The sequence below is a fragment of the Rheinheimera sp. genome (assembly GCF_965283995.1).
Classification (GTDB): Bacteria; Pseudomonadota; Gammaproteobacteria; order Enterobacterales; family Alteromonadaceae; genus Pararheinheimera.
In genome coordinates, this window is sequence record NZ_CBDIQG010000001.1 from 3386626 (window position 1) to 3411442 (window position 24817).

The window sequence follows — 24817 nt, forward strand, 5'->3', positions numbered from 1 at the left end:
ATATCAGCAAAGTTATTTGCATATCGTTTTATCTCGATATATGTTTCGATTTATCGCGATATATGGATATGGACAGATGAGCTCAACTGAAATCGACGACATGATTAAAGCGCTGTCACATCCGGTGCGGCGGGACATTCTGCATTGGCTAAAGCAACCTGAGTTGTATTTTGCCGATCAGGATCATCCGCTGTCACTGGGCGTTTGTGCCGGTAAAATTGATCAAAAAACCGGATTGTCGCAATCGACAGTCTCGGCGCATCTGGCCACTTTGCAACGCTCTGGTTTTGTCAGCAGCCGAAAAGTGGGTCAGTGGAATTTTTTCTCCCGCAACGAGGCTGCCATTGCCGAATTTCTGGCCCGCTTGCAACAACAGCTTTAACGGAGCAACCATGCCTAATCTTTTTGACCCACTGCAGCTGGGTGATATCACGCTGCAAAACCGAATTGTGATGGCCCCATTGACGCGCTGTCGCGCCGACGACGGCCGGGTACCAAATGCGTTGATGGCTGAATATTATTTGCAACGCGCCAGTGCCGGCCTGATCCTCAGTGAAGCTACATCTGTGAATGCACTTGGAGTTGGCTATCCGGATACGCCGGGGATTTGGTCTGATGCGCAGGTTGCCGGCTGGCGACTGGTCACAGATGCTGTGCATAGCGCCGGCGGCCGCATCTTTCTGCAATTGTGGCATGTTGGCCGGGTCTCGGCGCCACTCTATCTGGATGGCGCTACACCGGTGGCGCCGAGTGCCGTGCGTCCGGCCGGCCATGTCAGTTTAGTGCGGCCAGTGCAGGATTTTGTCACGCCACGTGCATTGAGCCTCGATGAAATAGCGGCCACTGTTGCTGATTACCGTCAGGCGGCGATCCACGCCAAAGCTGCAGGTTTTGACGGTGTGCATATTCATGGCGCAAACGGTTATTTGCTTGACCAGTTCCTGCAGGACAGTACCAATTTACGTGATGATCAATACGGTGGCTCGGTGGAAAACCGGGCGCGCTTGCTGCTTGAAGTGACAGACGCTTGTATTGACGTTTGGGGGGCTGGCCGGGTCGGCGTGCATCTGGCGCCAAGAATGGATGCCCATGACATGGCTGATAGCAATCCAACGGCGACTTTTGGTTATGTAGCCACTGAGCTGGGCAAACGTCGTATTGCTTTTATCTCGACGCGTGAGTATGCGGCTGCAGACAGTTTGACGCCGCTGCTCAAGCAATTTTTTGGCGGTGTGGTGATTGCCAATGAACGGTTTGACAAAGTGACCGCCAATCAGTGGCTGGCAGAGGGAAAAGCGGATGCTATTGCATTCGGCATCCCGTTTATTGCGAATCCAGATTTGCCGGCGCGGCTTGCGGCCGATGCGTCGCTGAATCCGCCCCGCAAAGAACTGTTTTACGGCAAAGGCCCGGTTGGTTATACCGATTATCCAACGCTGTAATTTGATTGCGAAAAAGTAAAACGCCGGCAACTGCCGGCGTTTTGCTCTGCAACTCAGCCTAATCAGAACAAACGGTTTAACCCATTCATCGCTGCGACCCGATAAGCTTCGGCCATAGTTGGGTAATTGAACGTGGTATGGACGAAGTACTCGACATTATTGCCGCCATTTTTCTGCATCATAATGGCCTGACCGATATGGACAATCTCCGCCGCGCGTTCACCAAAACAATGAATACCCAGAATCTCTTTGGTATCCCGATGGAACAACAGTTTCAGGCTGCCAACACTGGTGTTGGCGATCTGCGCCCGTGCCAGATGCTTAAACTGGGCGCGGCCTACTTCGTATGGGATCCTTGCTGCAGTGAGCTGCTGTTCGGTTTTACCGACTGAACTCATTTCCGGAATGGTGTAAATACCAACCGGAATATCGTCGATCAGCCGGGTGTCACAGTGACCGTGAATAATCGAGTTGCCGGCGATGCGGCCCTGATCATAAGCCGCACTGGCCAGACTGGGATAGCCGATCACATCACCGACCGCATAGATATTGTCGACGGTGGTCTGATAGTTTTCATTCACTTTAAGCTGGCCACGGCTATCCGCTTTCAGGCCAACCGCCTCCAGATTCAATGCATCGGTATTGCCGGTACGACCGTTGGCAAACAGAATGCAGTCTGCTTTCATTTTTTTGCCGGATTGCAGATGCAAAATGACGCCGTCATTCAAGCCTTCAATCGACTCAAATTCCTCACCATGGCGAATAGTCACACCGGAATTCCAGAAGTGGTAACTCAAGGCATCCGAAATCTCAGCGTCCATAAAAGACAACAATCGATCGCGAGTATTGACCAAATCAACCCGCACGCCTAAACCGCGGAAAATCGATGCGTATTCACAGCCGATCACGCCAGCACCAAAGATGATGATATGACGTGGATCTTCGCTCAGCGATAAAATGGTGTCGCTGTCAAATATGTGCGGGTGGTTAAAATCGACGTTGGCCGGGCGGTAAGGCCTTGAACCCACCGCTAACACTATGGTCTGTGCGCTGATCACGCGCTCCGGACCCGTTGGTGGTACTATTTTTATATGATGTTTGTCGACAAAAGAGGCGTCGCCGGCAAAAACTTCGACGCGGTTCCGATCATAAAAACTGCTGCGCAGCCGCACTTGTTTGCGGATCACACCAGCTGCATGTTTCAGAATTTGCGGGAAGGTCAGATTGGATGATTGGTTATCCATCTGAAACAAAGGGTTATCATTGTATTCGATAAACCGGCTGACTGAGTGGCGTAACGCTTTGGAAGGAATGGTTCCCCAGTGTGTGCAACCACCGCCGACCTGCGTATGACGTTCTACCACCGCGACCTTTTTGCCGCTTTTGGCAAGATTCATCGCGGCACCTTCGCCACCGGGACCTGTGCCGATGATGATTGCATCGTAGTCGAATTGTTCTTGCGTGTGAGTTGTAGACTTTTTATTGGACACCTGAATTTCCGCCTGTTACCTGCTCGCGATGCGATGATAATAGCAGCTGAAATTCAGGGAGCAGAAGTAGAAAAGCCGACTTCTGTCGGCTTTTCTACTTATTTTACCTGAGCTTAGGCATATTGGCTGATAAACAACTGCCATTGACGCTGCTGTAGCTGCCAGTTTTGCTTTAACTCAGCGCAGTGTTTGCCCAAGTCAAAGTCGTTATAACTTTGCATAAGCTGGTCTTTTTTCTGCTGAAAACCGGCTTTCTTCTGCTGCAATAGCTGCTTCTGTGAGTCGTAGTAAGCCTGCATCCGCTCGACCAATAACGCATACTCATGTTCCATTTTCTGCAACAACTGTTCAGCATCCGGTAGTTGCAATTGAATAGCCCGCGCTTGCGCCCGTTTCAGCTGCATCAGGGCTTTGGCTTTGACGATTTTATCTTCCGGGCACACTTTTAGATTGCGGGTCAGCCCGATAAACGAGCAGCCTTTAATCAACCACTTGGTTGGATCAAAATGCCACCAACGGATGCCATTGCGGTAATCGAATTCAAAAATATGGTGGAAATTATGATATCCCTCACCATAAGTGACGAACGCCAGCCAGCCGTTGTCGCGGGCAGTATTCTGATCAGTGTATGGCTGTTTACCCCAAATGTGCGCCAACGAATTGATAAAGAAAGTGAAGTGATGGCTCAGTACCAGGCGCAGCACGCCAACACTCAATAACATGCCAACAATGCTGCCGGTCAGTACGCCCAGCAATAATGGAATGCCGAAGTTGGTCAGCACGGTCAGCAGCAGGTAGTTTTTGTGCTGCCACATCACGATTTTGTTGTTTTGCAGGTCACGCACATTGCTGTAATCATGGTAACGCTGCGCCTGATATTCACGCAGCATCCAGCCGATGTGGCTGTACCAAAAACCTTTTTTAGCGGAATAGGGATCTTTGTCATTCTGATCGACAAATTTGTGATGCACCCGATGATCGGAAGACCAGTGCAATGCACTGTTTTGTAGAGCAAAAGCGCCGCCAATGGCGAAAAACCATTGCAGCAGCGGATGCGCATCATAGGTTTTATGTGCCCACAATCGATGATATCCGGCCGTGATCGACATGCCGCAATACCCCAGACAAAGAATCGTTGCGATGATTTCGGTCCAGCTGAAACCAACCAGCACGGCGTAGACCGGTACGCCGATGGCGGCGACCGCAAAGGTCAGGCTGAATAACAGCACGTTGGTCCAGATGAGAGGTTCTTTTTCCATGATAGGTACTTTAGGCTTACAACTGTAAGCTAATTTTACTGTGCATTGAGGCGCGGTCAAGGTATAAAATGACGTTTTGCCGTATCAGTTAACAGGTAACACCAGTGTCGAGAGCCCAGCAAAAAGAAAAAACCCGCCGCGCTATTATTGATGCCGCTTTTGCCCAGTTAAGCCCTGACAAAGGTTTTTCCAGCCTGAGCCTGCGTGAAGTAGCGCGGGAAGCCGGTATCGCTCCGACGTCGTTTTACCGGCATTTTGCCGATATGGATGAACTGGGGTTAACGCTGGTGGATGAAGCCGGATTGATGTTGCGACAATTATTGCGACAAGCGCGGAACCGCATTGAAAAAAACGGCAGTGTGATCCGCACGTCGATCGAGACCTTTATGGAATTTGTGGTCGGCAACAGTAACGTGTTCCGGCTGCTGCTGCGTGAACGCTCGGGCACTTCAGCGGCATTTCGCCGCGCTGTCGCCCGCGAGATCCAGCATTTCTGTGCTGAACTGGCGGATTACCTGCGTAAAGAAACTGCCTGCCCGGACGAATATGCCCAGATGCAGGCCGAAGCGATGGTGACTTTAGTGTTCCACGCCGGCGCCGATGCTCTCGACGCCAGCCCGGAAACCCGGGTACAGATCACCTTGCGCACTATTGTGCAGTTACGTTGGCTGGCCCACGGCGCTGCCGGTTATGGCCGCCGGCCAAAAGACTGACTTTCGTTACGCAGTTTTCCGCCGTAGCCAGACGCCAGACTCCATATGATGGGTGTACGGGAACTGATCAAAGAACGCGAACTGCAGGACGTCGTGCGTTTGAGTCAGGGTTTGCAGGTTATCTGCCAGCGTCGCCGGATTACAGGAAATGTACAGGATGTCTTCGAAGCGGCTGACCAGTTGTACTGTCGCCGGGTCCAGACCGGCCCGCGGCGGGTCGACTAAGATGGTATTCAGTGCCAGCCCCGTTAAATCGAGCTGTTTCAATGCATTGCCTTGCGCCAGCGCAGCACTGACATCTTCTGCCGACATGGCCAGCACCTGCACATTAGTGATCTGATTTTGCCGGATATTCAGCTCAGCTGATTTAATCGATACTTTCGACAATTCAGTCGCGACGACCTGACGGAAATAAGGCGCGAGTGCCAGCGAAAAATTGCCATTGCCGCAGTAGAGTTCCAGTAAATCGCCACTGAGCTGTTTACTGATCTGACAGGCCCAACTCAGCATCTGTTGATTCACGGCAGCATTGGGCTGACTGAAACTATTCTCCACCTGCTGGTAACTGAGCTGGCGATCTTCAATTTGCAATTGTTCGGTAATGAAATCGCGGTCGATCAGGATCTTCTGTTTTCGTGCCCGTCCAATGAAATCAAGCGGATGGTCAGTGCACAGTTCCGCTTTTAATTGCCGGACTTCATCGGCCCATTCGGGTGGCACCGGTTTTTTATAAATCAGCGATACCAGCAATTCACCGCTGAGACCTGACAGATAATCAATCTGATACAAACGGTTGCGTAATAAAGGGCGACGTTTTATCGCCTCTATCAGCCGAGGCATAAAATCGGCGATGGTTTTGATTGCCACCGGGAAATAATCAATGCGGTGGCGTGTTTTGGTTTCTGGGTCAAACATGATGTGGTACAGGTCATCGCCTTCATGCCAGACGCGGAATTCAGCGCGGCAACGGTAATGTTGTGGTGCTGAGGCAAATACCTGCGGTTGCGGCATGGCAAAAGCACTGAACAGCTGACGGACGTCGTTGGCTTTGTCGGCCAGTAGTTGTGCATATTGCGTCGGATAAACCTGACCTGGTTGCATGATGTGGTCTCAGAACAAAAGGGCCGCACATTTTAGAGACTTTTTGCATAGAAACCAAATAGCGTTGTCTGTGCTGTTGTCATAACGTGGCTTCTGGCAAAATAACGGCCGCAGATGGCAGGAGTAAGCATGCGGATTGGATTTATCGACAGCGGTGTTGGCGGGCTCAGTATTTTGGCAGCGGTTCGTGCCAAAGTGCCAGCCAGCTATATATATGTAATGGATAACTTCTATCTGCCATATGGCGAAAAATCCGAAACCTTTATTCAGGCGCGGCTGGCACAGTTGTCCGCATTGCTTCTGGATAAAGGGGCTGATTTGATTGTCATTGCATGTAATACCGCAACGACGCAGGCGGTTGCTTTATTACGGACCCAATTCAACGTGCCTTTTGTCGGGACGGTGCCGGCGATTAAACCCGCGGCAGCACAATTTTGCCAGCAAGGTTTTACCGTACTGGCGACACCTGCAACTTGCCGTAGTGATTATCTCAAAGGACTGATTGCCGAGTTCGCGTCAGCTTGTGTTGTGAGAACGGCGGGGTCCAGTGAGCTGGTACGTCTGGCTGAGCAGAAGGTCTGGTATCAGCAGAATATACAGGTACAGGTTGAGGCAGAGCTGAAAGGGTTGGGTATTTTGTCAGAACAACCAGAAGCGTTGGTTTTGGGATGTACCCATTTCCCATTTCTGGCGGCTGAGCTCAATCATTGTCTGCCGCAAACCACATTACTGGACACTGCAGATGCCATTGCGAGACGGGTTACTACATTAATCGGGCGGTTACCAGAGACACCAAATCAGCCTGACGATTATCACCACTTATATATAAGTAGTGGTGTACTGGATGCGCGACAGAGGCAACGTGTGACAGAACTTGGTTTTGACCAATACGAATATTGGTCAATCCCGGCATTAACAGCTTAGTTATTCATCACTGTCATCGTTGTCCTGGCGTTCTTTCGCTTCACGCACTTTTAATGTACGACCTTCGTATTCAAAGTCGTTGAGTTTCTGAATCACTTTGCCTGCATCTTTCGCTGCGACTTCAACAAAACCAAAACCACGGCGGCGACCAGTCTGGCGATCTTTCATCAACCGAACGTTTATTACTACGCCGGATTGTTGGAACAGCTCCCGTACCGCTTCTTCGTTAGCTTTATATGGCAGGTTGCCAACATACAGCGTGACCGAAGGGCCAGACGCAGTCACTGTGACTGCTTTAGGCGCCGCAGTGGTCCCTGTAGACTCAAGTGGTTTCAGTTCGACCAGCATAGGTACCAGAACACCGGCTAGTACTACTCCAAGAGTTACTGCGGTCGGTGTATCTAAAGTCAGACTGCTCAGTACAAAGCTGAAAACGAGATAAGTGATAATAGCGAGTGCCAGGGTAAATGGCAGTGAGGATCTTAAACTTGGCAACATATGGAATTCCTGATTCTGCAAAAGGTGAGTAAATACAAAGAAAGCTTTCTACTTATAGTAGTCAATCAGCATCTTAACCAGTAGTTGGCAGGATGCCAAGCAACTAAGCGGTTGTAAAATGGGAGTTTTTGTTTGGAAAATGCACGTTTTGCGGCTTATTTGTCCGAACGATCGCAAAAGCGTAACTTTTCTCAAATTTAGTCTTGCGCGAGATTTAAAACGACCTATAATGCGCGCCATGCCGACGGGGTGAAGCGAAACGCAGAACGCCGGGTAAGTTTGAAAAGTGAAAAATAGTCGATAAAAAGACGCTTGACACGAATTAAAAACTGACTAAAATGGCCGCCTCGCAGCGAGGTTGGGGTGAAAGCCTCGAAATCGCAAGTGAGGCAAGTAAGTAGGTTGAGCAGAGTAGTTTATTTAAATAGTAAATTTCTCTGCTTGACTTAAAATCTGGGAAGTGTAAGATACGCCTCCCGCTTCGAAGTCGAAGCACGCTCTTTAACAATTAGCAATCAATCATCTGTGTGGGCACTCGTTGAAGATGTATCGCATGATACGAATAAATCTTCAGTTGAGTGACTATATAGTCAATTTATTTAGTCAGTAAACTGAGCAGCTGTTTCGGCAGCAAAAAACTTTTAATTGAAGAGTTTGATCATGGCTCAGATTGAACGCTGGCGGCAGGCCTAACACATGCAAGTCGAGCGGGGTTTTCGGACCTAGCGGCGGACGGGTGAGTAATGCGTAGGAAGCTACCCGATAGAGGGGGATACCAGTTGGAAACGACTGTTAATACCGCATAATGTCTACGGACCAAAGTGTGGGACCTTCGGGCCACATGCTATCGGATGCGCCTACGTGGGATTAGCTAGTTGGTGGGGTAATGGCTCACCAAGGCGACGATCCCTAGCTGGTTTGAGAGGATGATCAGCCACACTGGAACTGAGACACGGTCCAGACTCCTACGGGAGGCAGCAGTGGGGAATATTGGACAATGGGCGCAAGCCTGATCCAGCCATGCCGCGTGTGTGAAGAAGGCCTTCGGGTTGTAAAGCACTTTCAGCGAGGAGGAAGGGTTAGTAGTTAATAGCTGCTAATTTTGACGTTACTCGCAGAAGAAGCACCGGCTAACTCTGTGCCAGCAGCCGCGGTAATACAGAGGGTGCAAGCGTTAATCGGAATTACTGGGCGTAAAGCGCACGTAGGCGGTTTTTTAAGTCAGATGTGAAAGCCCCGGGCTCAACCTGGGAATTGCATTTGAAACTGGAAAACTAGAGTGTGTGAGAGGGGGGTAGAATTCCAAGTGTAGCGGTGAAATGCGTAGAGATTTGGAGGAATACCAGTGGCGAAGGCGGCCCCCTGGCACAACACTGACGCTCAGGTGCGAAAGCGTGGGGAGCAAACAGGATTAGATACCCTGGTAGTCCACGCCGTAAACGATGTCTACTAGCTGTTCGTGGTCTTGTACCGTGAGTAGCGCAGCTAACGCATTAAGTAGACCGCCTGGGGAGTACGGTCGCAAGATTAAAACTCAAATGAATTGACGGGGGCCCGCACAAGCGGTGGAGCATGTGGTTTAATTCGACGCAACGCGAAGAACCTTACCTACTCTTGACATCTACAGAACTTAGCAGAGATGCTTTGGTGCCTTCGGGAACTGTAAGACAGGTGCTGCATGGCTGTCGTCAGCTCGTGTTGTGAAATGTTGGGTTAAGTCCCGCAACGAGCGCAACCCTTATCCTTAGTTGCCAGCGAGTTATGTCGGGAACTCTAGGGAGACTGCCGGTGATAAACCGGAGGAAGGTGGGGACGACGTCAAGTCATCATGGCCCTTACGAGTAGGGCTACACACGTGCTACAATGGTATGTACAGAGGGAGGCAAGCTGGCGACAGTGAGCGGATCTCTTAAAGCATATCGTAGTCCGGATCGCAGTCTGCAACTCGACTGCGTGAAGTCGGAATCGCTAGTAATCGCAAATCAGAATGTTGCGGTGAATACGTTCCCGGGCCTTGTACACACCGCCCGTCACACCATGGGAGTGGGTTGCAAAAGAAGTAGGTAGCTTAACCTTCGGGAGGGCGCTTACCACTTTGTGATTCATGACTGGGGTGAAGTCGTAACAAGGTAACCCTAGGGGAACCTGGGGTTGGATCACCTCCTTACCAAAAGCGAACAGATTTAACGAAGTGTCCACACAGATGATTGATTGTCATGTAGAGCAAACAGTAAGACCCATTGCGGTTACGGCTGGTCTGTAGCTCAGGTGGTTAGAGCGCACCCCTGATAAGGGTGAGGTCGGTAGTTCGAGTCTACTCAGACCAACCAATATCGCCTGTATGGGGTTATAGCTCAGCTGGGAGAGCGCCTGCCTTGCACGCAGGAGGTCAGCGGTTCGATCCCGCTTAACTCCACCATTCCTTGTGAAATCATAAGCGAAGAAAACAACTGTTTGAGTTCAAATCAGAATGCACCACGGTGTGTTGTGATTTGAGCTTTACGCTCATACTGCTCTTTAACAATTAGGTAAGCTGATAGAAAGTAATAAATAAGGTCAACAATTTTATTGTGAACCTTACTCACAACAACATACGAACCGAAGACAATTTGGGGTTGTATGGTTAAGTGACTAAGCGTACACGGTGGATGCCTTGGCAGTCAGAGGCGATGAAGGACGTGCTAACCTGCGAAAAGCTGTGAGAAGTCGGTAAGAGACGTTAGACTCACAGATGTCCGAATGGGGAAACCCAGTGTGTTTACACACTATCGTATGATGAATACATAGTCATACGAGGCGAACCGGGAGAACTGAAACATCTAAGTACCCCGAGGAAAAGAAATCAACCGAGATCCCCTTAGTAGCGGCGAGCGAAAGGGGGCTAGCCCTTAAGTTGATAGCAATGCAGTGGAATCATCTGGAAATATGAGCGATACAGGGTGATAGCCCCGTACACGAAGCGTTGTTATGAATGAAAACGAGTAGGACGGGACACGAGACATCCTGTTTGAACATGGGGGGACCATCCTCCAAGGCTAAATACTCCTGACTGACCGATAGTGAACCAGTACCGTGAGGGAAAGGCGAAAAGAACCCCTGTTAGGGGAGTGAAATAGAACCTGAAACCGTGTACGTACAAGCAGTGGGAGCCTCCTTGTGGGGTGACTGCGTACCTTTTGTATAATGGGTCAGCGACTTACGTTTTGTAGCGAGGTTAACCGAATAGGGGAGCCGTAGGGAAACCGAGTCTTAACTGGGCGAATAGTTGCAAGGCGTAGACCCGAAACCCGGCGATCTATCCATGTGCAGGTTGAAGGTTGGGTAACACTAACTGGAGGACCGAACCCACTAATGTTGAAAAATTAGGGGATGACGTGTGGATAGGGGTGAAAGGCTAATCAAGCCGGGAGATATCTGGTTCTCCTCGAAAGCTATTTAGGTAGCGCCTCGAGCGAATACCATTGGGGGTAGAGCACTGTTAAGGCTAGGGGGTCATCCCGACTTACCAACCCTTTGCAAACTCCGAATACCAATGAGTACTACTCGGGAGACACACGACGGGTGCTAACGTCCGCCGTGAAAAGGGAAACAACCCAGACCACCAGCTAAGGTCCCAAAGTCATGGTTAAGTGGAAAACGATGTGGGAAGGCATAGACAGCTAGGAGGTTGGCTTAGAAGCAGCCACCCTTTAAAGAAAGCGTAATAGCTCACTAGTCGAGTCGGCCTGCGCGGAAGATGTAACGGGGCTCAAACCATGCACCGAAGCTGTGGACTTGCATTATGTGCAAGTGGTAGAGGAGCGTTCTGTAAGCCTGCGAAGGTAGATTGTGAAGTCTGCTGGAGGTATCAGAAGTGCGAATGCTGACATAAGTAACGATAAGGGGAGTGAAAAACTCCCCCGCCGGAAGACCAAGGGTTCCTATCCCATGCTAATCAGGGTAGGGTAAGTCGGCCCCTAAGGCGAGGGCGAAAGCCGTAGTCGATGGGAAACGGGTTAATATTCCCGTACCGACAGTACTGCGATGGGGGGACGGAGAAAGCTAGGCAAGCATGGCGTTGGTAGTCCATGTGAAAGTACGTAGGCAGAGGGATTAGGTAAATCCGGTTCCTTAATGCTGAGATACGAGACGAGCCACCACGGTGGTGAAGTTGCTGATGCTACGCTTCCAGGAAAAGCCTCTAAGCTTCAGGTACTGTTGACCGTACTCGAAACCGACACAGGTGGTCAGGTAGAGAATACCAAGGCGCTTGAGAGAACTCTGGTGAAGGAACTAGGCAAAATAGTACCGTAACTTCGGGAGAAGGTACGCTCTCTAATGTGAAAGACTTGCTCTGTAAGCATCGGAGAGTCGCAGTGACCAGCTGGCTGCAACTGTTTATTAAAAACACAGCACTCTGCAAACTCGAGAGAGGACGTATAGGGTGTGACACCTGCCCGGTGCCGGAAGGTTAATTGATGGGGTTAGCGCAAGCGAAGCTCTTGATCGAAGCCCCGGTAAACGGCGGCCGTAACTATAACGGTCCTAAGGTAGCGAAATTCCTTGTCGGGTAAGTTCCGACCTGCACGAATGGTGTAATGATGGCCAGGCTGTCTCCACCAGAGACTCAGTGAAATTGAAATTGCGGTGAAGATGCCGTATACCCGCGGCTAGACGGAAAGACCCCGTGAACCTTTACTATAGCTTGGCACTGAACATTGACCCTACATGTGTAGGATAGGTGGGAGACTATGAAGTTGGAACGCCAGTTCTGATGGAGTCGTCCTTGAAATACCACCCTTGTATGTTTGATGTTCTAACGTAGGTCCCTAATCGGGACTGCGGACAGTGTCTGGTGGGTAGTTTGACTGGGGCGGTCTCCTCCTAAAGAGTAACGGAGGAGCACGAAGGTTGGCTAAGTACGGTCGGACATCGTACGGTTAGTGCAAAGGCAGAAGCCAGCTTAACTGCGAGACAGACACGTCGAGCAGGTACGAAAGTAGGTCTTAGTGATCCGGTGGTTCTGTATGGAAGGGCCATCGCTCAACGGATAAAAGGTACTCCGGGGATAACAGGCTGATACCGCCCAAGAGTTCATATCGACGGCGGTGTTTGGCACCTCGATGTCGGCTCATCACATCCTGGGGCTGAAGTCGGTCCCAAGGGTATGGCTGTTCGCCATTTAAAGTGGTACGCGAGCTGGGTTTAGAACGTCGTGAGACAGTTCGGTCCCTATCTGCCGTGGGCGTTGGATGATTGATTGGAGTTGCTCCTAGTACGAGAGGACCGGAGTGAACGAACCGCTGGTGTTCGGGTTGTCATGCCAATGGCACTGCCCGGTAGCTACGTTCGGAACGGATAACCGCTGAAAGCATCTAAGCGGGAAGCCGGCCAAGAGATGAGTCATCCCTTGTGCCTTGAGCACACATAAGGGTCGTTGGAGACCACAACGTTGATAGGTGAGGTGTGGAAGCGTGGTGACACGTTAAGCTAACTCATACTAATTGCCCGAGAGGCTTAACCATACAACGCCCAAGTTGTTTTAGCGCATGTTGTTGTGAAACGAATGATCAGCTTACTTAGTTAAAGACAGACAAACAGTTTTTGCCTGGTGGCAATAGCGCTGTGGAACCACCTGAATCCATTCCGAACTCAGAAGTGAAACGCAGCTGCGACGATGGTAGTGTGGCAGTTGCCATGCGAGAGTAGTACACCGCCAGGCTCCCAATACAAAAGAACCCCGCTCAGAGAGCGGGGTTTTTTGTATTTAGAATCCGGCGGTTTACTGAGCGCAGAGTAGTACAGTGAAGACCGGAATTAGCAAAGCCAATAGTTTGGCTTTGCTCGGGCTGAACACACTAGAGCTCCGCGAGGGTGCAGACTCCCACGAAGCCGCGGTGTTGAATTGCAGAACGCAAACAGTTCTTTACGTGATTGCCCGACACACGGTGAACAATCCCTCGCTCTGCGAGGGATATCAAGGCTCACAATAAAGCCAAGAGGCCCACTTAACAATTTTGCAATGGAAGTCCGATAAAATGTTCTGAACTGGTTGGTACAATGAGGATTTGTGCTTTACCGGCTACAAACTATCTGTCGCAACTCGTCATATAATCGGGACATCAAAACACTTTTAATGCCCCTTAAAAAGCTTTCCTTCATGATTATGCTGATGCGCCGTCACCTCAGCTAGCAAGTTCCTCGTTGATCGCGCTAAAAGTCTGATAGCCAATCGTTTCAATGCATTCTAGACTGCCTCTAGTTCAATCTTTTTGTTGCAGATCAAATGCTAAAATCCCGGTCGCGCAATACTGATCGCAAAGAATCTTCTCAAGCTACACAGATGGAAAAACAGCCAAACGCTCCTCTGGATTGGGGTCAATTACTCAAATCGGGTAATCGGATATTTATCGGTTCCAATGCCGCGGTTCCGAATGCTCTAATTGATGATTTAATTGCCAATGCAAATCAGCTGCATGACATTGAAGTCGTGCATATTCAGACGATTTCAGATGAAAAATGGGTTGAACCACAATACAAAGACCTGTTTAAAGTCAATACACTGTTTATTGCAGGCCAGAAAATTCGGGCTGCAGTGGCAGAAGGCCGTGCCGACTACACACCTTGTTTCCTGTCAGAAATTCCGGCTTTGTTCAGTTCAAATATTCTGCCACTCGATGCTGCACTGGTGATGCTGAGTCCGCCAGATGAGTATGGATACTGTTCCCTTGGGGTTTCGGTAGATGTGGTATCTGCTGCGATCCGCAATGCAAAAAAAGTAATTGCTCAGTTTAACCCTCTGATGCCACGTACCAGCGGCCATGCGTATGTTCATATCAGTAAAATTACTGCTTCGATTGAGCAGTCACAGCCATTACCGGAAGTGCCACCTGTAGGATTTGAGCAACGAATTGAACGGATTGGTCAGTATGTGTCGATGCTGATTGAAGACGGGGCAACAGTCCAAATTGGTACGGGGAAAATCCCGGAAGCAGTATTGAGATATCTGGGGAATCATAAAAATTTAGGCATCCACAGTGAGCTGATAAGTGATGGCATTATTGATTTGATGAAAAAAGGTGTCATTAACAACAGCCAAAAAACGTTTCATCCCGGCAAGACCGTAACAAGTTTCGCGGTTGGCTCACAGCAACTCTATGATTTTGTGAACCAAAATCCTCATGTCGAGTTTTATCCAAGTGAATATGTCAATTCCCCAACCAATATCGCCCGCAACGATAATATGGTGTCGATTAACAGTGCACTGGAGGTTGATTTAACGGGCCAGGTTGTATCTGACTCATTGGGTTATCAGTTCTACAGCGGAATTGGCGGACAGGTTGATTTCAGTCGTGGTGCATCGATGAGTAAGGGCGGTAAACCGATTATTGCGCTGCCATCAACAGCAAAAAACGGCACTATCTCCCGCATCGTCTCAACGATCTCTGAGGGCAGTGGGGTCGTTACCTCACGTGGTCACGTGCATTATGTCGTTACTGAATATGGCGTTGCTTCCCTTCGTGGCAAAAGTATCCGCGAAAGGGCACTTGAGCTGATCCGGGTGGCCCATCCAAAATTCAGACCCGCATTGCTGGACGAAGTCCGTAAGCATTATTGGGTACCTAACTATCAGGTGATGCGGCCGATGGATGTGCCTGAGCTTGGTGATGTCGGATTGAAAATCCTGCACATAGGCGGAGAGGCGTTTGATTTGAGGCCGCTAAATCCCGCTGACGAGCGTCGCCTGCAGGAATTCTTCTATTCCCATACCAAAGAAACACTGTTGTTGCGATACAACCATCACCCTAAACAACTGAGCAGGGAGAAATCATGCTCATTGGTCAGTGTCGATCAGTCCCGGGACCTGGCGCTATGTATCGTGCGTCAGCACGGATCTGTACTGGAAATCCAGGCGGTAGGTCGTTATTACCTGATTGAAAGCAATAACAGTTGCGAAGTCGCATTTGTTACCCGTGAACGCCATCAGGGAAAAGGGATGGCCACTATCTTACTGCAGGAGATGATTAACATCGCCCGGATCCGCGGCATTGCGACTATGGTCGCCTATGTTCGTGCTGAAAATAAACCTATGCTAACCGTGTTTGAACGAGCTGGTTTCAAGCGGATACGTAGTGAAGAACCGGATGAAGTGAATCTGCAACTGACGTTGCAAGCTGAGCCGGCAACTGAATCAATGGGACAATAGTTATATGTCAATGGTGATTTTTAGCCATCCGGCCTGCAATAAACATAACTTAGGATCAGACCATCCCGAGCAACCCGGGCGGCTACATGCGATTTTTGACCAGCTACTCAGTTCGGGTCTGGATTACGCTATCAGCCACCAAACGGCAACTTCAGCTACCGATGACCAGCTGGCTCTTGCGCATGATAAAGCTTATATCCGTCATGTCATTGCGAAAAATCCAACAGAGGGCTCAGTGTGGCTCGATGATGATACGGCCATGATGAATCGATCACTGGAAGCGGCCCGGTTGGCCGCAGGCGCGGCGATTAATGCAGTGGATTGGGTGATGCAACGCGATAATGCTCAAGCTTTTTGTGCGATCCGGCCGCCGGGTCATCATGCGGAACGCGCACAGGCGATGGGTTTCTGTTTCTTTAACAATATAGCCATCGCAGCGAAGTATGCATTACAGCAATATCAGTTATCGCGGGTGTTGATCCTCGACTTTGACGTGCACCATGGCAATGGTACGGAACAAATTGTCAAAGACGACGCGCACATCCTGTTTTGCTCTTCATTTGAATATCCGTTTTATCCACATCCGGACCTGACTGAAACCCGAAACATCCTGAAGTTGCCTCTTGCAGCTGGCTCGGATGGTGCCGCGTTCCGGCATGGGGTGACAACGAAGTGGCTCGATAAAATTGAGGCGTTTGGACCAGAACTGGTCCTGGTATCTGCTGGTTTTGATGCTCACTATGAAGACGATATGGCTAACCTAAAATGGCAGGAAGCCGACTATGCCTGGATTGCTGGTGAGTTGAAGCTGATTGCCAATCGCAGCGCCAATGGCCGCATCGTCGCTTGCCTTGAAGGTGGTTATGCCCATAGTGCCCTGGGGCGATCAGTCGTTGCTATGTTAAAAGCCTGGTTATAACAAAATTTCTGCCTGACGTGCGCATGCATTACAATAGCGCTTTTTGCAGCGCCGAGTTTTGAACATGCAGAAACTGCAGCAGCAGGACGCCCGTCTTTATTCTACTTTCCGTTTGCCCGCGACACTGCACGAGGTGCTGCTTTGTCGTTCAATCGATGAGCTATCCCATGCTGAATGGTCACAGCCGCCACTTTTATTAGGCGAGGGTAGCAATAGCATTTTCCTGTCCGATATTCAGCGGCCTGTCTTACGGTTTATCGCCGATTCTGTGACTGAACAACATTCAGAAGATGGGATCCTGTTACACGTAGAAGCTGGACATAACTGGCATTCACTTGTTACCTATGCAGTGCAACAAGGTTGGTGGGGGATCGAAAACCTCGCTCTAATTCCAGGTTCTGTTGGCGCAGCGCCGGTACAGAATATTGGCGCTTATGGTGTCGAGCTGACGGATAGCTGTGTCTATGTCGATTTTTTCCATTGGCAAAGCAAAAAAGTACAAAGGCTGAGCAAGGCTGAATGCGTGTTCGGCTATCGTGACAGTATTTTCAAACAGGCACTCGATGGAAAAGGGGTCATAGTGGCTGTGGGTTTACAGCTACAGACATTTGGTAAACCAAAGCTCAGTTACCGCGGCTTAGACCATTTGCCCGCAGATTGCAGTGTCCAAGAGGTTTATCAGGCAGTTATTGCGGTACGCCAGAGTAAATTACCGGATCCACAACAATTGAGTAACTGCGGTAGCTTTTTTAAAAACCCGGTATTGACGGCCAACCAGTTTGGGGAGCTTCAACGCTTACACCCCGATGTACCCGCTTATCCTCAACACAATGGTCAGATAAAGACTGCCGCGGCGTGGCTGATTGAACAGTCCGGCTTTAAAGGGCTACGCTTTGGTGATATCGGTTGTTATGACAAGCAGCCGCTCGTATTGGTCAATTATGGAGAAGGGACGCCTTTACAGCTTGAGACATGGATGAAGCAGATTATCACCACGGTACAACAGCGCTTTGGTATTCAGCTAGAACCTGAAGTGAGAATGCTGTATGAGCGTTAGACAGCTGCCGCAAACCTTAGCCCTGCAACGGCAAATGATTCAGCAACTGGCCGATGGAAAGACTCACTCGGGCGAAGCTTTAGCGCAACAGGCTGGGATCAGTAGAGCCGCTATTGCAAAGCATATTAGTCAGTTACAGCAGATTGGCCTGGAAATCTTCGCGATCTCAGGCAAGGGTTATCGCCTGGCACAGCCGCTGCAATTACTCGATGTGGCGAAGATGAAACAGTGGCAGACTGCCGGTTCGCCAGAAATTTTACTGCAACATCTGACGGATTCAACTAACACGCAACTATTGAAACGGCTTCAAGACGGCCAGTCATTAGAAAAAGGCCAGGTTATTGTCGCTGAAGCACAATCTGCGGGTCGGGGCAGGCGCGGTAACGACTGGTATTCACCGTTTGGCAGCAATCTCTATTTTTCCATGTATTGGCGACTTGAGCAGGGGATCCAGGCGGCCATGGGGCTGAGTCTGGTCGTCGGGATCGCCATAGCGCAACTCCTGGAGCGTCGATATCAATGTCCATTAAAACTGAAGTGGCCCAATGATCTGTATGTAAATCATAAAAAGTTGGGAGGTGTGCTGGTTGAACTAACCGGACAAACCCATGCAGATTGTGATGTCGTGATAGGTATAGGTCTGAATATTCAGATGCCAGCAGGTGGAGAAACGAAGATCCATCAGCCTTTCACTGATTTAATGCAGGAAGTAGATGCTCAGATTGACCGAAATCAGCTGGTGGCAGAACTGCAACATCAGCTGATACAAACACTAAAGCACTTTGAAGTGCATGGTTTTACTGATTTTGCCTCAGAGTTTAACCAACGTAACGAGTTTGATGAGCAGACAGTCCAGTTGACCGGCGGTAGCGAGCCACAAATTGGAGTTTGCAAAGGCGTTGATCATCAGGGCGGCCTTACTTTGCAACAAGACGGGCAGCTGAAAAGTTATTTCGGTGGCGAGTTAAGTCTGAGGGGGAAGCAATGAAGCAGGGGATTTTATTGCTGGATATCGGTAATACCCGGGTCAAAGCCGTTTATTGGTTGGATGGACTGCTGACTGCTATCACAGAGTTTCCGGGTGTCCTGCCGGCTTCACCTGTTGCGGTTTATTATGCTTCTGTTGCGACAGATGAAAGGCTGGAACAGCTGCGGTCTGAGAGTCAGTTAACCGACGTTGATTGGCACCAAATCCGCAGTGAAGCGCAAAAAGACCTGTTACGCAGCAGTTATGCAAAGCCGGAAACCATGGGCGTCGATAGATGGTTGGCAATGTTAGGTGCTCAGCAGTGTTATCCGTCTACTGAATTACTGGTTATTGATGCTGGAACCGCTTTAACAATCGACCATCTTGCAGCAGATGGGCAGCATCGCGGCGGCTGGATTGTGCCGGGTATACATATGCAGCAAAAAGCTGTGACGAACTACACTGCCCGCGTGTTTAACCGGGATCAGCAACAGTTTGAACTGGCTTTTGCACAGGACACAGCTAGTTGCCTGCAAAACGGTGTATTTGCGGCGATTGTCGCTGTTATCCGCCAAGCCAATCAGCTGGAGCCCCAAGCTAAAATGTTAATCACGGGTGGTGATGCTACTGTATTAATGCCGTTTCTGGCTGAGCTACCAATAGAAATTGAACCTTTACTCATTTTTCGTGGGATGACCCGATATATCGCCCATTAATCTGATTTGGCGATCTATTGAGCATTCAGTATAAAAATATTAGGTTTTTACTGATTTTCAGTTGCCACACCCAGATCATTCCACTAGAATTCGCAGCCACTGACGTAGCCGCTTTAGCTCAGTTGGTAGAGCAACTGACTTGTAATCAGTAGGTCATCCGTTCGACTCGGATAAGCGGCACCATTAGTAGGAGGGGTTCCCGAGTGGCCAAAGGGATCAGACTGTAAATCTGCCGGCACTGCCTTCGAAGGTTCGAATCCTTCCCCCTCCACCATCTTCGCCAGTGAACAATAGCTACGAGTAGGCCGCGGGCATCGTATAATGGCTATTACCTCAGCCTTCCAAGCTGATGATGCGGGTTCGATTCCCGCTGCCCGCTCCAGACAGAAAAAATGCTGATATAGCTCAGGCGGTAGAGCGCATCCTTGGTAAGGATGAGGTCCCCAGTTCGATTCTGGGTATCAGCACCACTTCACAGTTTGCCTCCTCTTGCGATACTATCGAACACCCAAATTCACACAACCGCCGTTTTTGCTTAAAAAGGGTCTACATCATGGCTAAGGCTAAATTTGAACGTAACAAACCGCACGTAAACGTAGGCACAATCGGCCACGTTGACCACGGTAAAACTACTCTGACAGCAGCTATCACCAACGTACTGGCAAAGCACTACGGCGGTCAGGCTTTCGCATTCGACCAAATCGATAAAGCGCCAGAAGAAAAAGCTCGTGGTATCACGATCAACACTTCTCACGTTGAATACGACACCCCAACTCGCCACTACGCACACGTAGACTGCCCAGGCCACGCTGACTATGTTAAAAACATGATCACTGGTGCTGCTCAGATGGACGGCGCTATTCTGGTAGTAGCTGCAACTGACGGCCCAATGCCACAGACTCGTGAGCACATCCTGTTATCTCGTCAGGTAGGCGTTCCATACATCATCGTGTTCATGAACAAATGTGACATGGTAGATGACGAAGAGCTGTTAGAGCTGGTAGAAATGGAAGTTCGTGAACTTCTTTCTGACTACGATTTCCCAGGTGATGACCTGCCGGTAATCCGTGGTTCAGCGCTGAAAGGTCTGGAAGGCGACGCAGTTTGGGAACAGAAGATCCTGGAACTGGGTAACGCACTGGATACTTACATTCCAGAGCCAGTCCGTGCGATTGATAAGCCATTCATCATGCCAATCGAAGACGTATTCTCAATTGCTGGTCGCGGTACAGTAGTAACTGGTCGTGTAGAGCAGGGTATCGTGAAAGTAGGCGAGTCAGTAGAAATCGTTGGTCTGAAAGACACAGTGACAACTACTTGTACTGGTGTTGAAATGTTCCGTAAGCTGCTGGACGAAGGTCGTGCAGGCGAGAACATCGGCGCGCTGTTACGTGGTACTAAACGTGAAGACGTAGAACGTGGTCAAGTACTGGCGAAGCCAGGTTCAATCAAGCCACACACGAAGTTTGAAGGCGAAGTGTACGTACTGTCAAAAGAAGAAGGTGGTCGTCATACTCCATTCTTCAAAGGTTACCGTCCACAGTTCTACTTCCGTACAACTGACGTGACTGGCGCAGTAGAGCTGCCAGAAGGCGTAGAGATGGTAATGCCAGGCGACAACCTGAAGTTTGTGGTTGAGCTGATCAACCCAATCGCGATGGATGAAGGTCTGCGTTTTGCAATCCGTGAAGGCGGCCGTACAGTAGGTGCGGGCGTAGTAGCGAAGATCCTGGCGTAATAGTCCGGATATAGAAAAGGGCTCCTCTGGAGCCCTTTTGCTTTTTACAGCGCCGTTTTGCTGTTCCTGCCAAATAAAATTGAAGTATTCAGAACGATCGACTGGATCTGCTAAAAAGATCCGGTTGTATCCGACCATGATGCTTGTTTTAGTGTGCTGGCACAGTATAATGAGCGGCTATTTTTTGTTAGCGGCACTGCCGGCAGCAAAAACCTCAGGGGCATAGTTCCAATTGGTAGAACAGCGGTCTCCAAAACCGATGGTTGGGGGTTCGAATCCCTCTGCCCCTGCCAATTTTCTTAGTTGATTGTAGTAGCTGATACTGCATTACAGCTGTAGTGGCTTGTCACAACAAGCGTGGATAGTGAGTTAGAGCATGAACGCAGCAACAGAAGCGCCGAAAAGCGGTTTAGACATCATCAAATGGATAGCGGTATTCGCGATTCTGACTTTATTAGTCGTCGCTAACTACATTTTTGAATTTTCAACTTTAGAGCGGGCGATTGGTTTGCTGGTGATGATCCCACTAGCTGGTTTTGTCGCCGTCCAAACACAGAAAGGCCATGAATTTCTGACTTTTGCTAAAGAAGCAAAGCTGGAAGTTCGTAAAGTGGTGTGGCCGACCCGTGCGGAAACAAATCAGACCACGATTATTGTGGCTGTGGTGACCTTGATCATGGCAGTTATTTTATATCTGCTGGATATGGCTCTATTGAAGATTGTGTCGTTTTTAACAGGATTGGGGATCTAAACCATGTCAGGAAAAATGCGTTGGTATGTGGTGCAGGCCTTTGCCGGCTTTGAGCAGCGCGTCGCTACGTCGTTACGCGAGCATATCAAGATCCATAGCATGGAAGACAAATTTGGCGAAGTCTTAGTTCCGACTGAAGAAGTCGTCGAAATGCGTGCAGGCCAGAAGCGTAAATCAGAACGTAAGTTCTTTCCGGGCTATGTATTAGTTCAGATGGAAATGTGTGAAGAAGCCTGGCACCTAGTCAAAAGCGTTCCTCGCGTATTGGGTTTCATTGGTGGCACTTCAGATCGTCCGGCGCCTATCAGTGAAAAAGAAGCCAATACTATCCTGAATCGTCTGCAAGATAATGCTGACAAACCGAAGCCGAAGACCTTGTTTGAAGCTGGTGAAGTGGTGCGGGTATCTGAAGGTCCATTCGCTGACTTTAACGGCGTAGTTGAAGAAGTTGATTACGAGAAGAGTCGCGTCAAGGTTTCTGTTCTTATTTTTGGTCGCTCAACACCAGTGGAACTGGAGTTTGGTCAGGTCGAAAAAGCTTAACGGTGAAATATCCGTTGTAACGGGCCGCTGATTAAAATATAATCGCGGCCTTTTTTAACATCAGGGGAGCCGTTTGAGTAAGTGTCCTCGCACTTACGAGGCTACGACCCTACAAAGAGGTGAAACATGGCTAAGAAAGTCACGGCACTTGTAAAATTACAAGTTAAAGCTGGTATGGCAAACCCGTCGCCACCAGTTGGTCCAGCACTGGGTCAACACGGTGTGAATATCATGGAATTCTGTAAAGGCTTCAACGCCCGTACCGAGTCTCTTGAAAAAGGCATGCCAATCCCAGTAGTGATCACTGTCTACAGTGACCGCTCATTTACATTCGAAACCCGTACCCCACCAGCATCATTCCTGTTGTTAAAAGCAGCTGGTCTGAAAGGTGGTTCAGGTCGCCCTAACACCCAGAAAGTCGGTAAAGTTACCCGCGCTCAGCTCGAAGAGATCGTTAAGATCAAACGTGCTGACCTGACGGCAGGCGACGACGAAGCAGCAGTTCGTACCATCGCTGGTACAGCTCGCTCAATGGGCTTAGTGGTGGAGGGTTAATCGATGGCTAAATTATCAAAACGCGCTAAGTTAATCCGTTCAAAAGTAGATTCTACTCGTGAATACGCGATCAATGACGCCGTAGCGTTATTAAAAGAATTAACAGCTGGCAAATTCGTTGAAAGTATCGATGTTGCTATCAACCTCGGTATCGATGCCCGTAAATCTGACCAGAACGTGCGTGGTGCAACTGTACTGCCACACGGTACTGGCCGTACGGTTCGCGTTGCTGTGTTCACTCAGGGTGCAAATGCTGAAGCTGCTAAAGCTGCCGGCGCTGACATCGTGGGCATGGAAGACTTAGCTGAACAAGTTAAGAAAGGCGAAATGAATTTTGACGTCGTCATCGCATCTCCAGATGCAATGCGCGTAGTCGGTATGTTGGGTCAAATCCTCGGTCCTCGCGGTCTGATGCCAAACCCGAAAACCGGTACTGTAACGCCAAACGTTGCTGAAGCAGTTAAAAATGCTAAAGCTGGTCAGGTGCGTTACCGTAACGACAAGAATGGTATCATCCATTCAACGATCGGTAAGGTCAACTTCGATACAGACAAACTGAAAGAGAACTTAGAGTCTCTGTTAGTTGCTCTGAAACGTGCTAAGCCATCTGTTGCAAAAGGTACTTACATCAAGAAAGTAACTATCTCTTCAACTCACGGCGCTGGTATCGTGTTGGATCAGGCTTCTCTGGACGCCAAAGTATAAGAAAGCCGCTTTATTAAGCAGCTTTACAGAGCCGCGAGGTTAATTTATAATCTCGCGCTCAAATTTTAGGGTAGAAGCCGGCTTTTGCGTGCAAAAGTATCGGCTTCCGTCCAAGACCGTAGGTGCTGAGACTCTTCTTCATACAAGATGACAGCTTAAAACAACAACCTACGCAGACGGTGTTAGCCCCAGAAAGATTCCTATCAATCTGGCTCTCACCGTAAATCGCGCGCTCTGTTCATTTCTGAATCTGAGCGATGTGTAGGCACCCGGACAATTCCGTCCGGATGAACCAGGAGTTAAGAGCCAATGGCTATTAAGCTTGAAGACAAAAAAGCGATCGTTGCTGAAGTCCAGGAAGCTGCCAAAGGTGCTTTATCTGCGGTAGTCGCAGACGCTCGTGGTGTCACTGTAGGCAAAATCACAATTCTGCGTAAGCAGGCGCGTGAAGCTGGTGTATGGATGAAAGTTGTCCGTAATACACTGGTACGCCGTGCAGTTACTGGCACCGAGTTCGAGTGTTTAGGCGACGCGTTTGTAGGCCCAACACTGATTGCGTTCTCTAAAGAGCACCCAGGTGCTGCAGCGCGGATCTTCAAAGATTTCGCTAAAGAGAACCAGAAGTTTGAGCTGAAAGGCGCAGCCTTCAATGGCACCAAAGTCAGTATCGATGTATTAGCAAGTCTGCCAACGCGCAACGAAGCTATTGCACGCCTGATGAGCACTATGAAAGAGGCAGCAGCCGGCAAACTTGTACGTACAATTGCCGCGGTTCGCGACCAAAAACAGGATCAAGCCGCGTAATTCTACGTGTTGTTTGGTAAGTAAAGTTTAATACGGGAAGTTTTCCCGATAGTTTAGGAATCTGAGCAATGTCAGTTACTAAAGAGCAAATTTTAGACGCTATCGCAGCAATGTCTGTAATGGAAGTTGTTGAACTGGTTAGCGCTATGGAAGAAAAATTCGGCGTTTCAGCTGCTGCTGCTGTTGCAGTTGCTGCAGGTCCAGCCGCTGTTGTTGAAGAACAAACAGAATTCAACGTTATCCTGGCCTCAATCGGCGCGAACAAAGTTGCTGTTATCAAAGCAGTACGTGGCGCGACTGGTCTGGGTCTGAAAGAAGCGAAAGATCTGGTTGAATCTGCTCCAGCAGCAATCAAAGAAGCCGTTTCTAAAGCTGAAGCTGACGCTCTGAAGAAAGAGTTAGAAGAAGCTGGTGCTACTGTTGAAGTTAAATAATCCAGCTCATACTGGA

General features: G+C 49.4%; 20 protein-coding genes, 7 tRNA genes and 3 rRNA genes. 26 read left to right on the plus strand and 4 right to left on the minus strand.

Features of this window, described 5'->3' with window-relative positions:
- Window positions 1-76 precede the first annotated feature (76 nt).
- Together ACQ66Q_RS15170 and ACQ66Q_RS15175 are read left to right on the plus strand one after the other, a co-directional pair.
- Entirely contained in the window at window positions 77-382 is a 306-nt protein-coding gene (locus ACQ66Q_RS15170) for an ArsR/SmtB family transcription factor (RefSeq protein ID WP_430457575.1), read from the plus strand.
- Window positions 383-392: 10 nt separating this feature from the next.
- Window positions 393-1442: an alkene reductase gene (locus ACQ66Q_RS15175; RefSeq protein WP_430457576.1), complete on the plus strand. Its 1050-nt coding sequence runs from the start codon at window positions 393-395 to the stop codon at window positions 1440-1442.
- Between the two features lie 62 nt (window positions 1443-1504).
- Here ACQ66Q_RS15175 and sthA read toward each other — a convergent pair whose 3' ends face one another.
- Both sthA and ACQ66Q_RS15185 read right to left on the minus strand, forming a co-directional pair.
- Window positions 1505-2932, minus strand: coding sequence for a Si-specific NAD(P)(+) transhydrogenase (sthA, locus tag ACQ66Q_RS15180; RefSeq protein ID WP_430457577.1), 1428 nt, complete (start codon window positions 2930-2932; stop codon window positions 1505-1507).
- Between the two features lie 113 nt (window positions 2933-3045).
- On the minus strand, window positions 3046-4191 hold the full coding sequence (locus ACQ66Q_RS15185) for an acyl-CoA desaturase (RefSeq protein ID WP_430457578.1): 1146 nt from the start codon (window positions 4189-4191) through the stop codon (window positions 3046-3048).
- A gap of 104 nt (window positions 4192-4295) precedes the next feature.
- Between ACQ66Q_RS15185 and fabR the strand changes: the two genes are divergently transcribed.
- Window positions 4296-4904 (plus strand): HTH-type transcriptional repressor FabR, encoded by a 609-nt coding sequence (gene fabR, locus ACQ66Q_RS15190; RefSeq protein ID WP_430457579.1) that lies wholly within the window; start codon window positions 4296-4298, stop codon window positions 4902-4904.
- Window positions 4905-4910: 6 nt separating this feature from the next.
- Here the strand turns inward: fabR and trmA are convergent, their stop codons facing one another.
- The gene (trmA, locus tag ACQ66Q_RS15195) at window positions 4911-6005 is read right to left on the minus strand and encodes a tRNA (uridine(54)-C5)-methyltransferase TrmA (RefSeq protein WP_430457580.1); all 1095 of its coding nucleotides are present in this window, start codon (window positions 6003-6005) and stop codon (window positions 4911-4913) included.
- A 129-nt stretch (window positions 6006-6134) separates the two neighbouring features.
- Here trmA and murI point away from each other — a divergent pair, with 129 nt between their 5' ends.
- A complete protein-coding gene (gene murI / locus ACQ66Q_RS15200) occupies window positions 6135-6929 on the plus strand; it encodes a glutamate racemase (protein WP_430457581.1) in 795 nt (264 codons plus the stop codon).
- Here murI and ACQ66Q_RS15205 read toward each other — a convergent pair whose 3' ends face one another.
- A complete protein-coding gene (locus ACQ66Q_RS15205) occupies window positions 6930-7427 on the minus strand; it encodes an RNA recognition motif domain-containing protein (RefSeq protein WP_430457582.1) in 498 nt (165 codons plus the stop codon).
- Window positions 7428-8069: 642 nt separating this feature from the next.
- Here ACQ66Q_RS15205 and ACQ66Q_RS15210 point away from each other — a divergent pair.
- From ACQ66Q_RS15210 to rplL, 22 genes are all read left to right on the plus strand, one after another.
- Window positions 8070-9594 (plus strand): 16S ribosomal RNA (locus ACQ66Q_RS15210).
- Window positions 9595-9680: 86 nt separating this feature from the next.
- Window positions 9681-9757, plus strand: a tRNA-Ile gene (locus ACQ66Q_RS15215).
- A 13-nt stretch (window positions 9758-9770) separates the two neighbouring features.
- Window positions 9771-9846 (plus strand) — tRNA-Ala (locus tag ACQ66Q_RS15220).
- A gap of 202 nt (window positions 9847-10048) precedes the next feature.
- A 23S ribosomal RNA gene (locus ACQ66Q_RS15225) occupies window positions 10049-12931 on the plus strand.
- A gap of 82 nt (window positions 12932-13013) precedes the next feature.
- Window positions 13014-13128: ribosomal RNA gene (gene rrf, locus ACQ66Q_RS15230) — 5S ribosomal RNA — on the plus strand.
- The 16S, 23S and 5S rRNA genes sit together here with 2 tRNA genes alongside, the layout of an rRNA operon.
- A gap of 621 nt (window positions 13129-13749) precedes the next feature.
- Window positions 13750-15612: a GNAT family N-acetyltransferase gene (locus tag ACQ66Q_RS15235; protein WP_430457583.1), complete on the plus strand. Its 1863-nt coding sequence runs from the start codon at window positions 13750-13752 to the stop codon at window positions 15610-15612.
- A gap of 4 nt (window positions 15613-15616) precedes the next feature.
- Window positions 15617-16531: a histone deacetylase family protein gene (locus tag ACQ66Q_RS15240; protein WP_430457584.1), complete on the plus strand. Its 915-nt coding sequence runs from the start codon at window positions 15617-15619 to the stop codon at window positions 16529-16531.
- A 64-nt stretch (window positions 16532-16595) separates the two neighbouring features.
- Window positions 16596-17588: a UDP-N-acetylmuramate dehydrogenase gene (gene murB, locus ACQ66Q_RS15245; protein WP_430457585.1), complete on the plus strand. Its 993-nt coding sequence runs from the start codon at window positions 16596-16598 to the stop codon at window positions 17586-17588.
- Window positions 17578-18576 (plus strand): bifunctional biotin--[acetyl-CoA-carboxylase] ligase/biotin operon repressor BirA, encoded by a 999-nt coding sequence (gene birA / locus ACQ66Q_RS15250; RefSeq protein WP_430457586.1) that lies wholly within the window; start codon window positions 17578-17580, stop codon window positions 18574-18576. The genes murB and birA overlap by 11 nt, the downstream gene beginning before the upstream one ends.
- The gene (locus tag ACQ66Q_RS15255) at window positions 18573-19271 is read left to right on the plus strand and encodes a type III pantothenate kinase (protein WP_430457587.1); all 699 of its coding nucleotides are present in this window, start codon (window positions 18573-18575) and stop codon (window positions 19269-19271) included. The genes birA and ACQ66Q_RS15255 overlap by 4 nt, the downstream gene beginning before the upstream one ends.
- Window positions 19272-19378: 107 nt before the next feature.
- Window positions 19379-19454, plus strand: a tRNA-Thr gene (locus tag ACQ66Q_RS15260).
- Between the two features lie 6 nt (window positions 19455-19460).
- Window positions 19461-19545 (plus strand) — tRNA-Tyr (locus tag ACQ66Q_RS15265).
- A 33-nt stretch (window positions 19546-19578) separates the two neighbouring features.
- Window positions 19579-19653: transfer RNA gene (locus tag ACQ66Q_RS15270), tRNA-Gly, on the plus strand.
- A 12-nt stretch (window positions 19654-19665) separates the two neighbouring features.
- Window positions 19666-19741: transfer RNA gene (locus ACQ66Q_RS15275), tRNA-Thr, on the plus strand.
- A gap of 83 nt (window positions 19742-19824) precedes the next feature.
- Window positions 19825-21009 (plus strand): elongation factor Tu, encoded by a 1185-nt coding sequence (tuf, locus tag ACQ66Q_RS15280; protein WP_430457588.1) that lies wholly within the window; start codon window positions 19825-19827, stop codon window positions 21007-21009.
- Between the two features lie 216 nt (window positions 21010-21225).
- Window positions 21226-21302 (plus strand) — tRNA-Trp (locus ACQ66Q_RS15285).
- 83 nt (window positions 21303-21385) lie between these two features.
- A complete protein-coding gene (gene secE, locus ACQ66Q_RS15290; protein ID WP_430457589.1) occupies window positions 21386-21760 on the plus strand; it encodes a preprotein translocase subunit SecE in 375 nt (124 codons plus the stop codon).
- Window positions 21761-21775: 15 nt separating this feature from the next.
- A complete protein-coding gene (nusG, locus tag ACQ66Q_RS15295) occupies window positions 21776-22303 on the plus strand; it encodes a transcription termination/antitermination protein NusG (RefSeq protein WP_430458562.1) in 528 nt (175 codons plus the stop codon).
- A gap of 126 nt (window positions 22304-22429) precedes the next feature.
- Window positions 22430-22858 (plus strand): 50S ribosomal protein L11, encoded by a 429-nt coding sequence (rplK, locus tag ACQ66Q_RS15300; protein ID WP_377248511.1) that lies wholly within the window; start codon window positions 22430-22432, stop codon window positions 22856-22858.
- Window positions 22859-22861: 3 nt separating this feature from the next.
- Window positions 22862-23563 carry a 50S ribosomal protein L1 gene (rplA, locus tag ACQ66Q_RS15305; protein WP_377248508.1) on the plus strand — a complete coding sequence of 234 codons (702 nt, stop codon included), beginning with the start codon at window positions 22862-22864 and terminating at the stop codon, window positions 23561-23563.
- A gap of 309 nt (window positions 23564-23872) precedes the next feature.
- The gene (gene rplJ / locus ACQ66Q_RS15310; RefSeq protein ID WP_430457590.1) at window positions 23873-24367 is read left to right on the plus strand and encodes a 50S ribosomal protein L10; all 495 of its coding nucleotides are present in this window, start codon (window positions 23873-23875) and stop codon (window positions 24365-24367) included.
- 68 nt (window positions 24368-24435) lie between these two features.
- A complete protein-coding gene (gene rplL, locus ACQ66Q_RS15315; protein WP_377248502.1) occupies window positions 24436-24801 on the plus strand; it encodes a 50S ribosomal protein L7/L12 in 366 nt (121 codons plus the stop codon).
- Window positions 24802-24817 lie beyond the last annotated feature (16 nt).

Coding starts and splice junctions, on each gene's coding strand:
- ACQ66Q_RS15170 (WP_430457575.1), top strand. CDS start 77: ATGAGCTCAACTGAAATCGACGACATGATTAAAGCGCTGTCACATCCG.
- ACQ66Q_RS15175 (WP_430457576.1), top strand. CDS start 393: ATGCCTAATCTTTTTGACCCACTGCAGCTGGGTGATATCACGCTGCAA.
- ACQ66Q_RS15185 (WP_430457578.1), bottom strand. CDS start 4,191: ATGGAAAAAGAACCTCTCATCTGGACCAACGTGCTGTTATTCAGCCTG.
- trmA (WP_430457580.1), bottom strand. CDS start 6,005: ATGCAACCAGGTCAGGTTTATCCGACGCAATATGCACAACTACTGGCC.
- murI (WP_430457581.1), top strand. CDS start 6,135: ATGCGGATTGGATTTATCGACAGCGGTGTTGGCGGGCTCAGTATTTTG.
- ACQ66Q_RS15205 (WP_430457582.1), bottom strand. CDS start 7,427: ATGTTGCCAAGTTTAAGATCCTCACTGCCATTTACCCTGGCACTCGCT.
- ACQ66Q_RS15235 (WP_430457583.1), top strand. CDS start 13,750: ATGGAAAAACAGCCAAACGCTCCTCTGGATTGGGGTCAATTACTCAAA.
- ACQ66Q_RS15240 (WP_430457584.1), top strand. CDS start 15,617: ATGTCAATGGTGATTTTTAGCCATCCGGCCTGCAATAAACATAACTTA.
- murB (WP_430457585.1), top strand. CDS start 16,596: ATGCAGAAACTGCAGCAGCAGGACGCCCGTCTTTATTCTACTTTCCGT.
- birA (WP_430457586.1), top strand. CDS start 17,578: ATGAGCGTTAGACAGCTGCCGCAAACCTTAGCCCTGCAACGGCAAATG.
- ACQ66Q_RS15255 (WP_430457587.1), top strand. CDS start 18,573: ATGAAGCAGGGGATTTTATTGCTGGATATCGGTAATACCCGGGTCAAA.
- tuf (WP_430457588.1), top strand. CDS start 19,825: ATGGCTAAGGCTAAATTTGAACGTAACAAACCGCACGTAAACGTAGGC.
- secE (WP_430457589.1), top strand. CDS start 21,386: ATGAACGCAGCAACAGAAGCGCCGAAAAGCGGTTTAGACATCATCAAA.
- nusG (WP_430458562.1), top strand. CDS start 21,776: ATGCGTTGGTATGTGGTGCAGGCCTTTGCCGGCTTTGAGCAGCGCGTC.
- rplK (WP_377248511.1), top strand. CDS start 22,430: ATGGCTAAGAAAGTCACGGCACTTGTAAAATTACAAGTTAAAGCTGGT.
- rplA (WP_377248508.1), top strand. CDS start 22,862: ATGGCTAAATTATCAAAACGCGCTAAGTTAATCCGTTCAAAAGTAGAT.
- rplJ (WP_430457590.1), top strand. CDS start 23,873: ATGGCTATTAAGCTTGAAGACAAAAAAGCGATCGTTGCTGAAGTCCAG.
- rplL (WP_377248502.1), top strand. CDS start 24,436: ATGTCAGTTACTAAAGAGCAAATTTTAGACGCTATCGCAGCAATGTCT.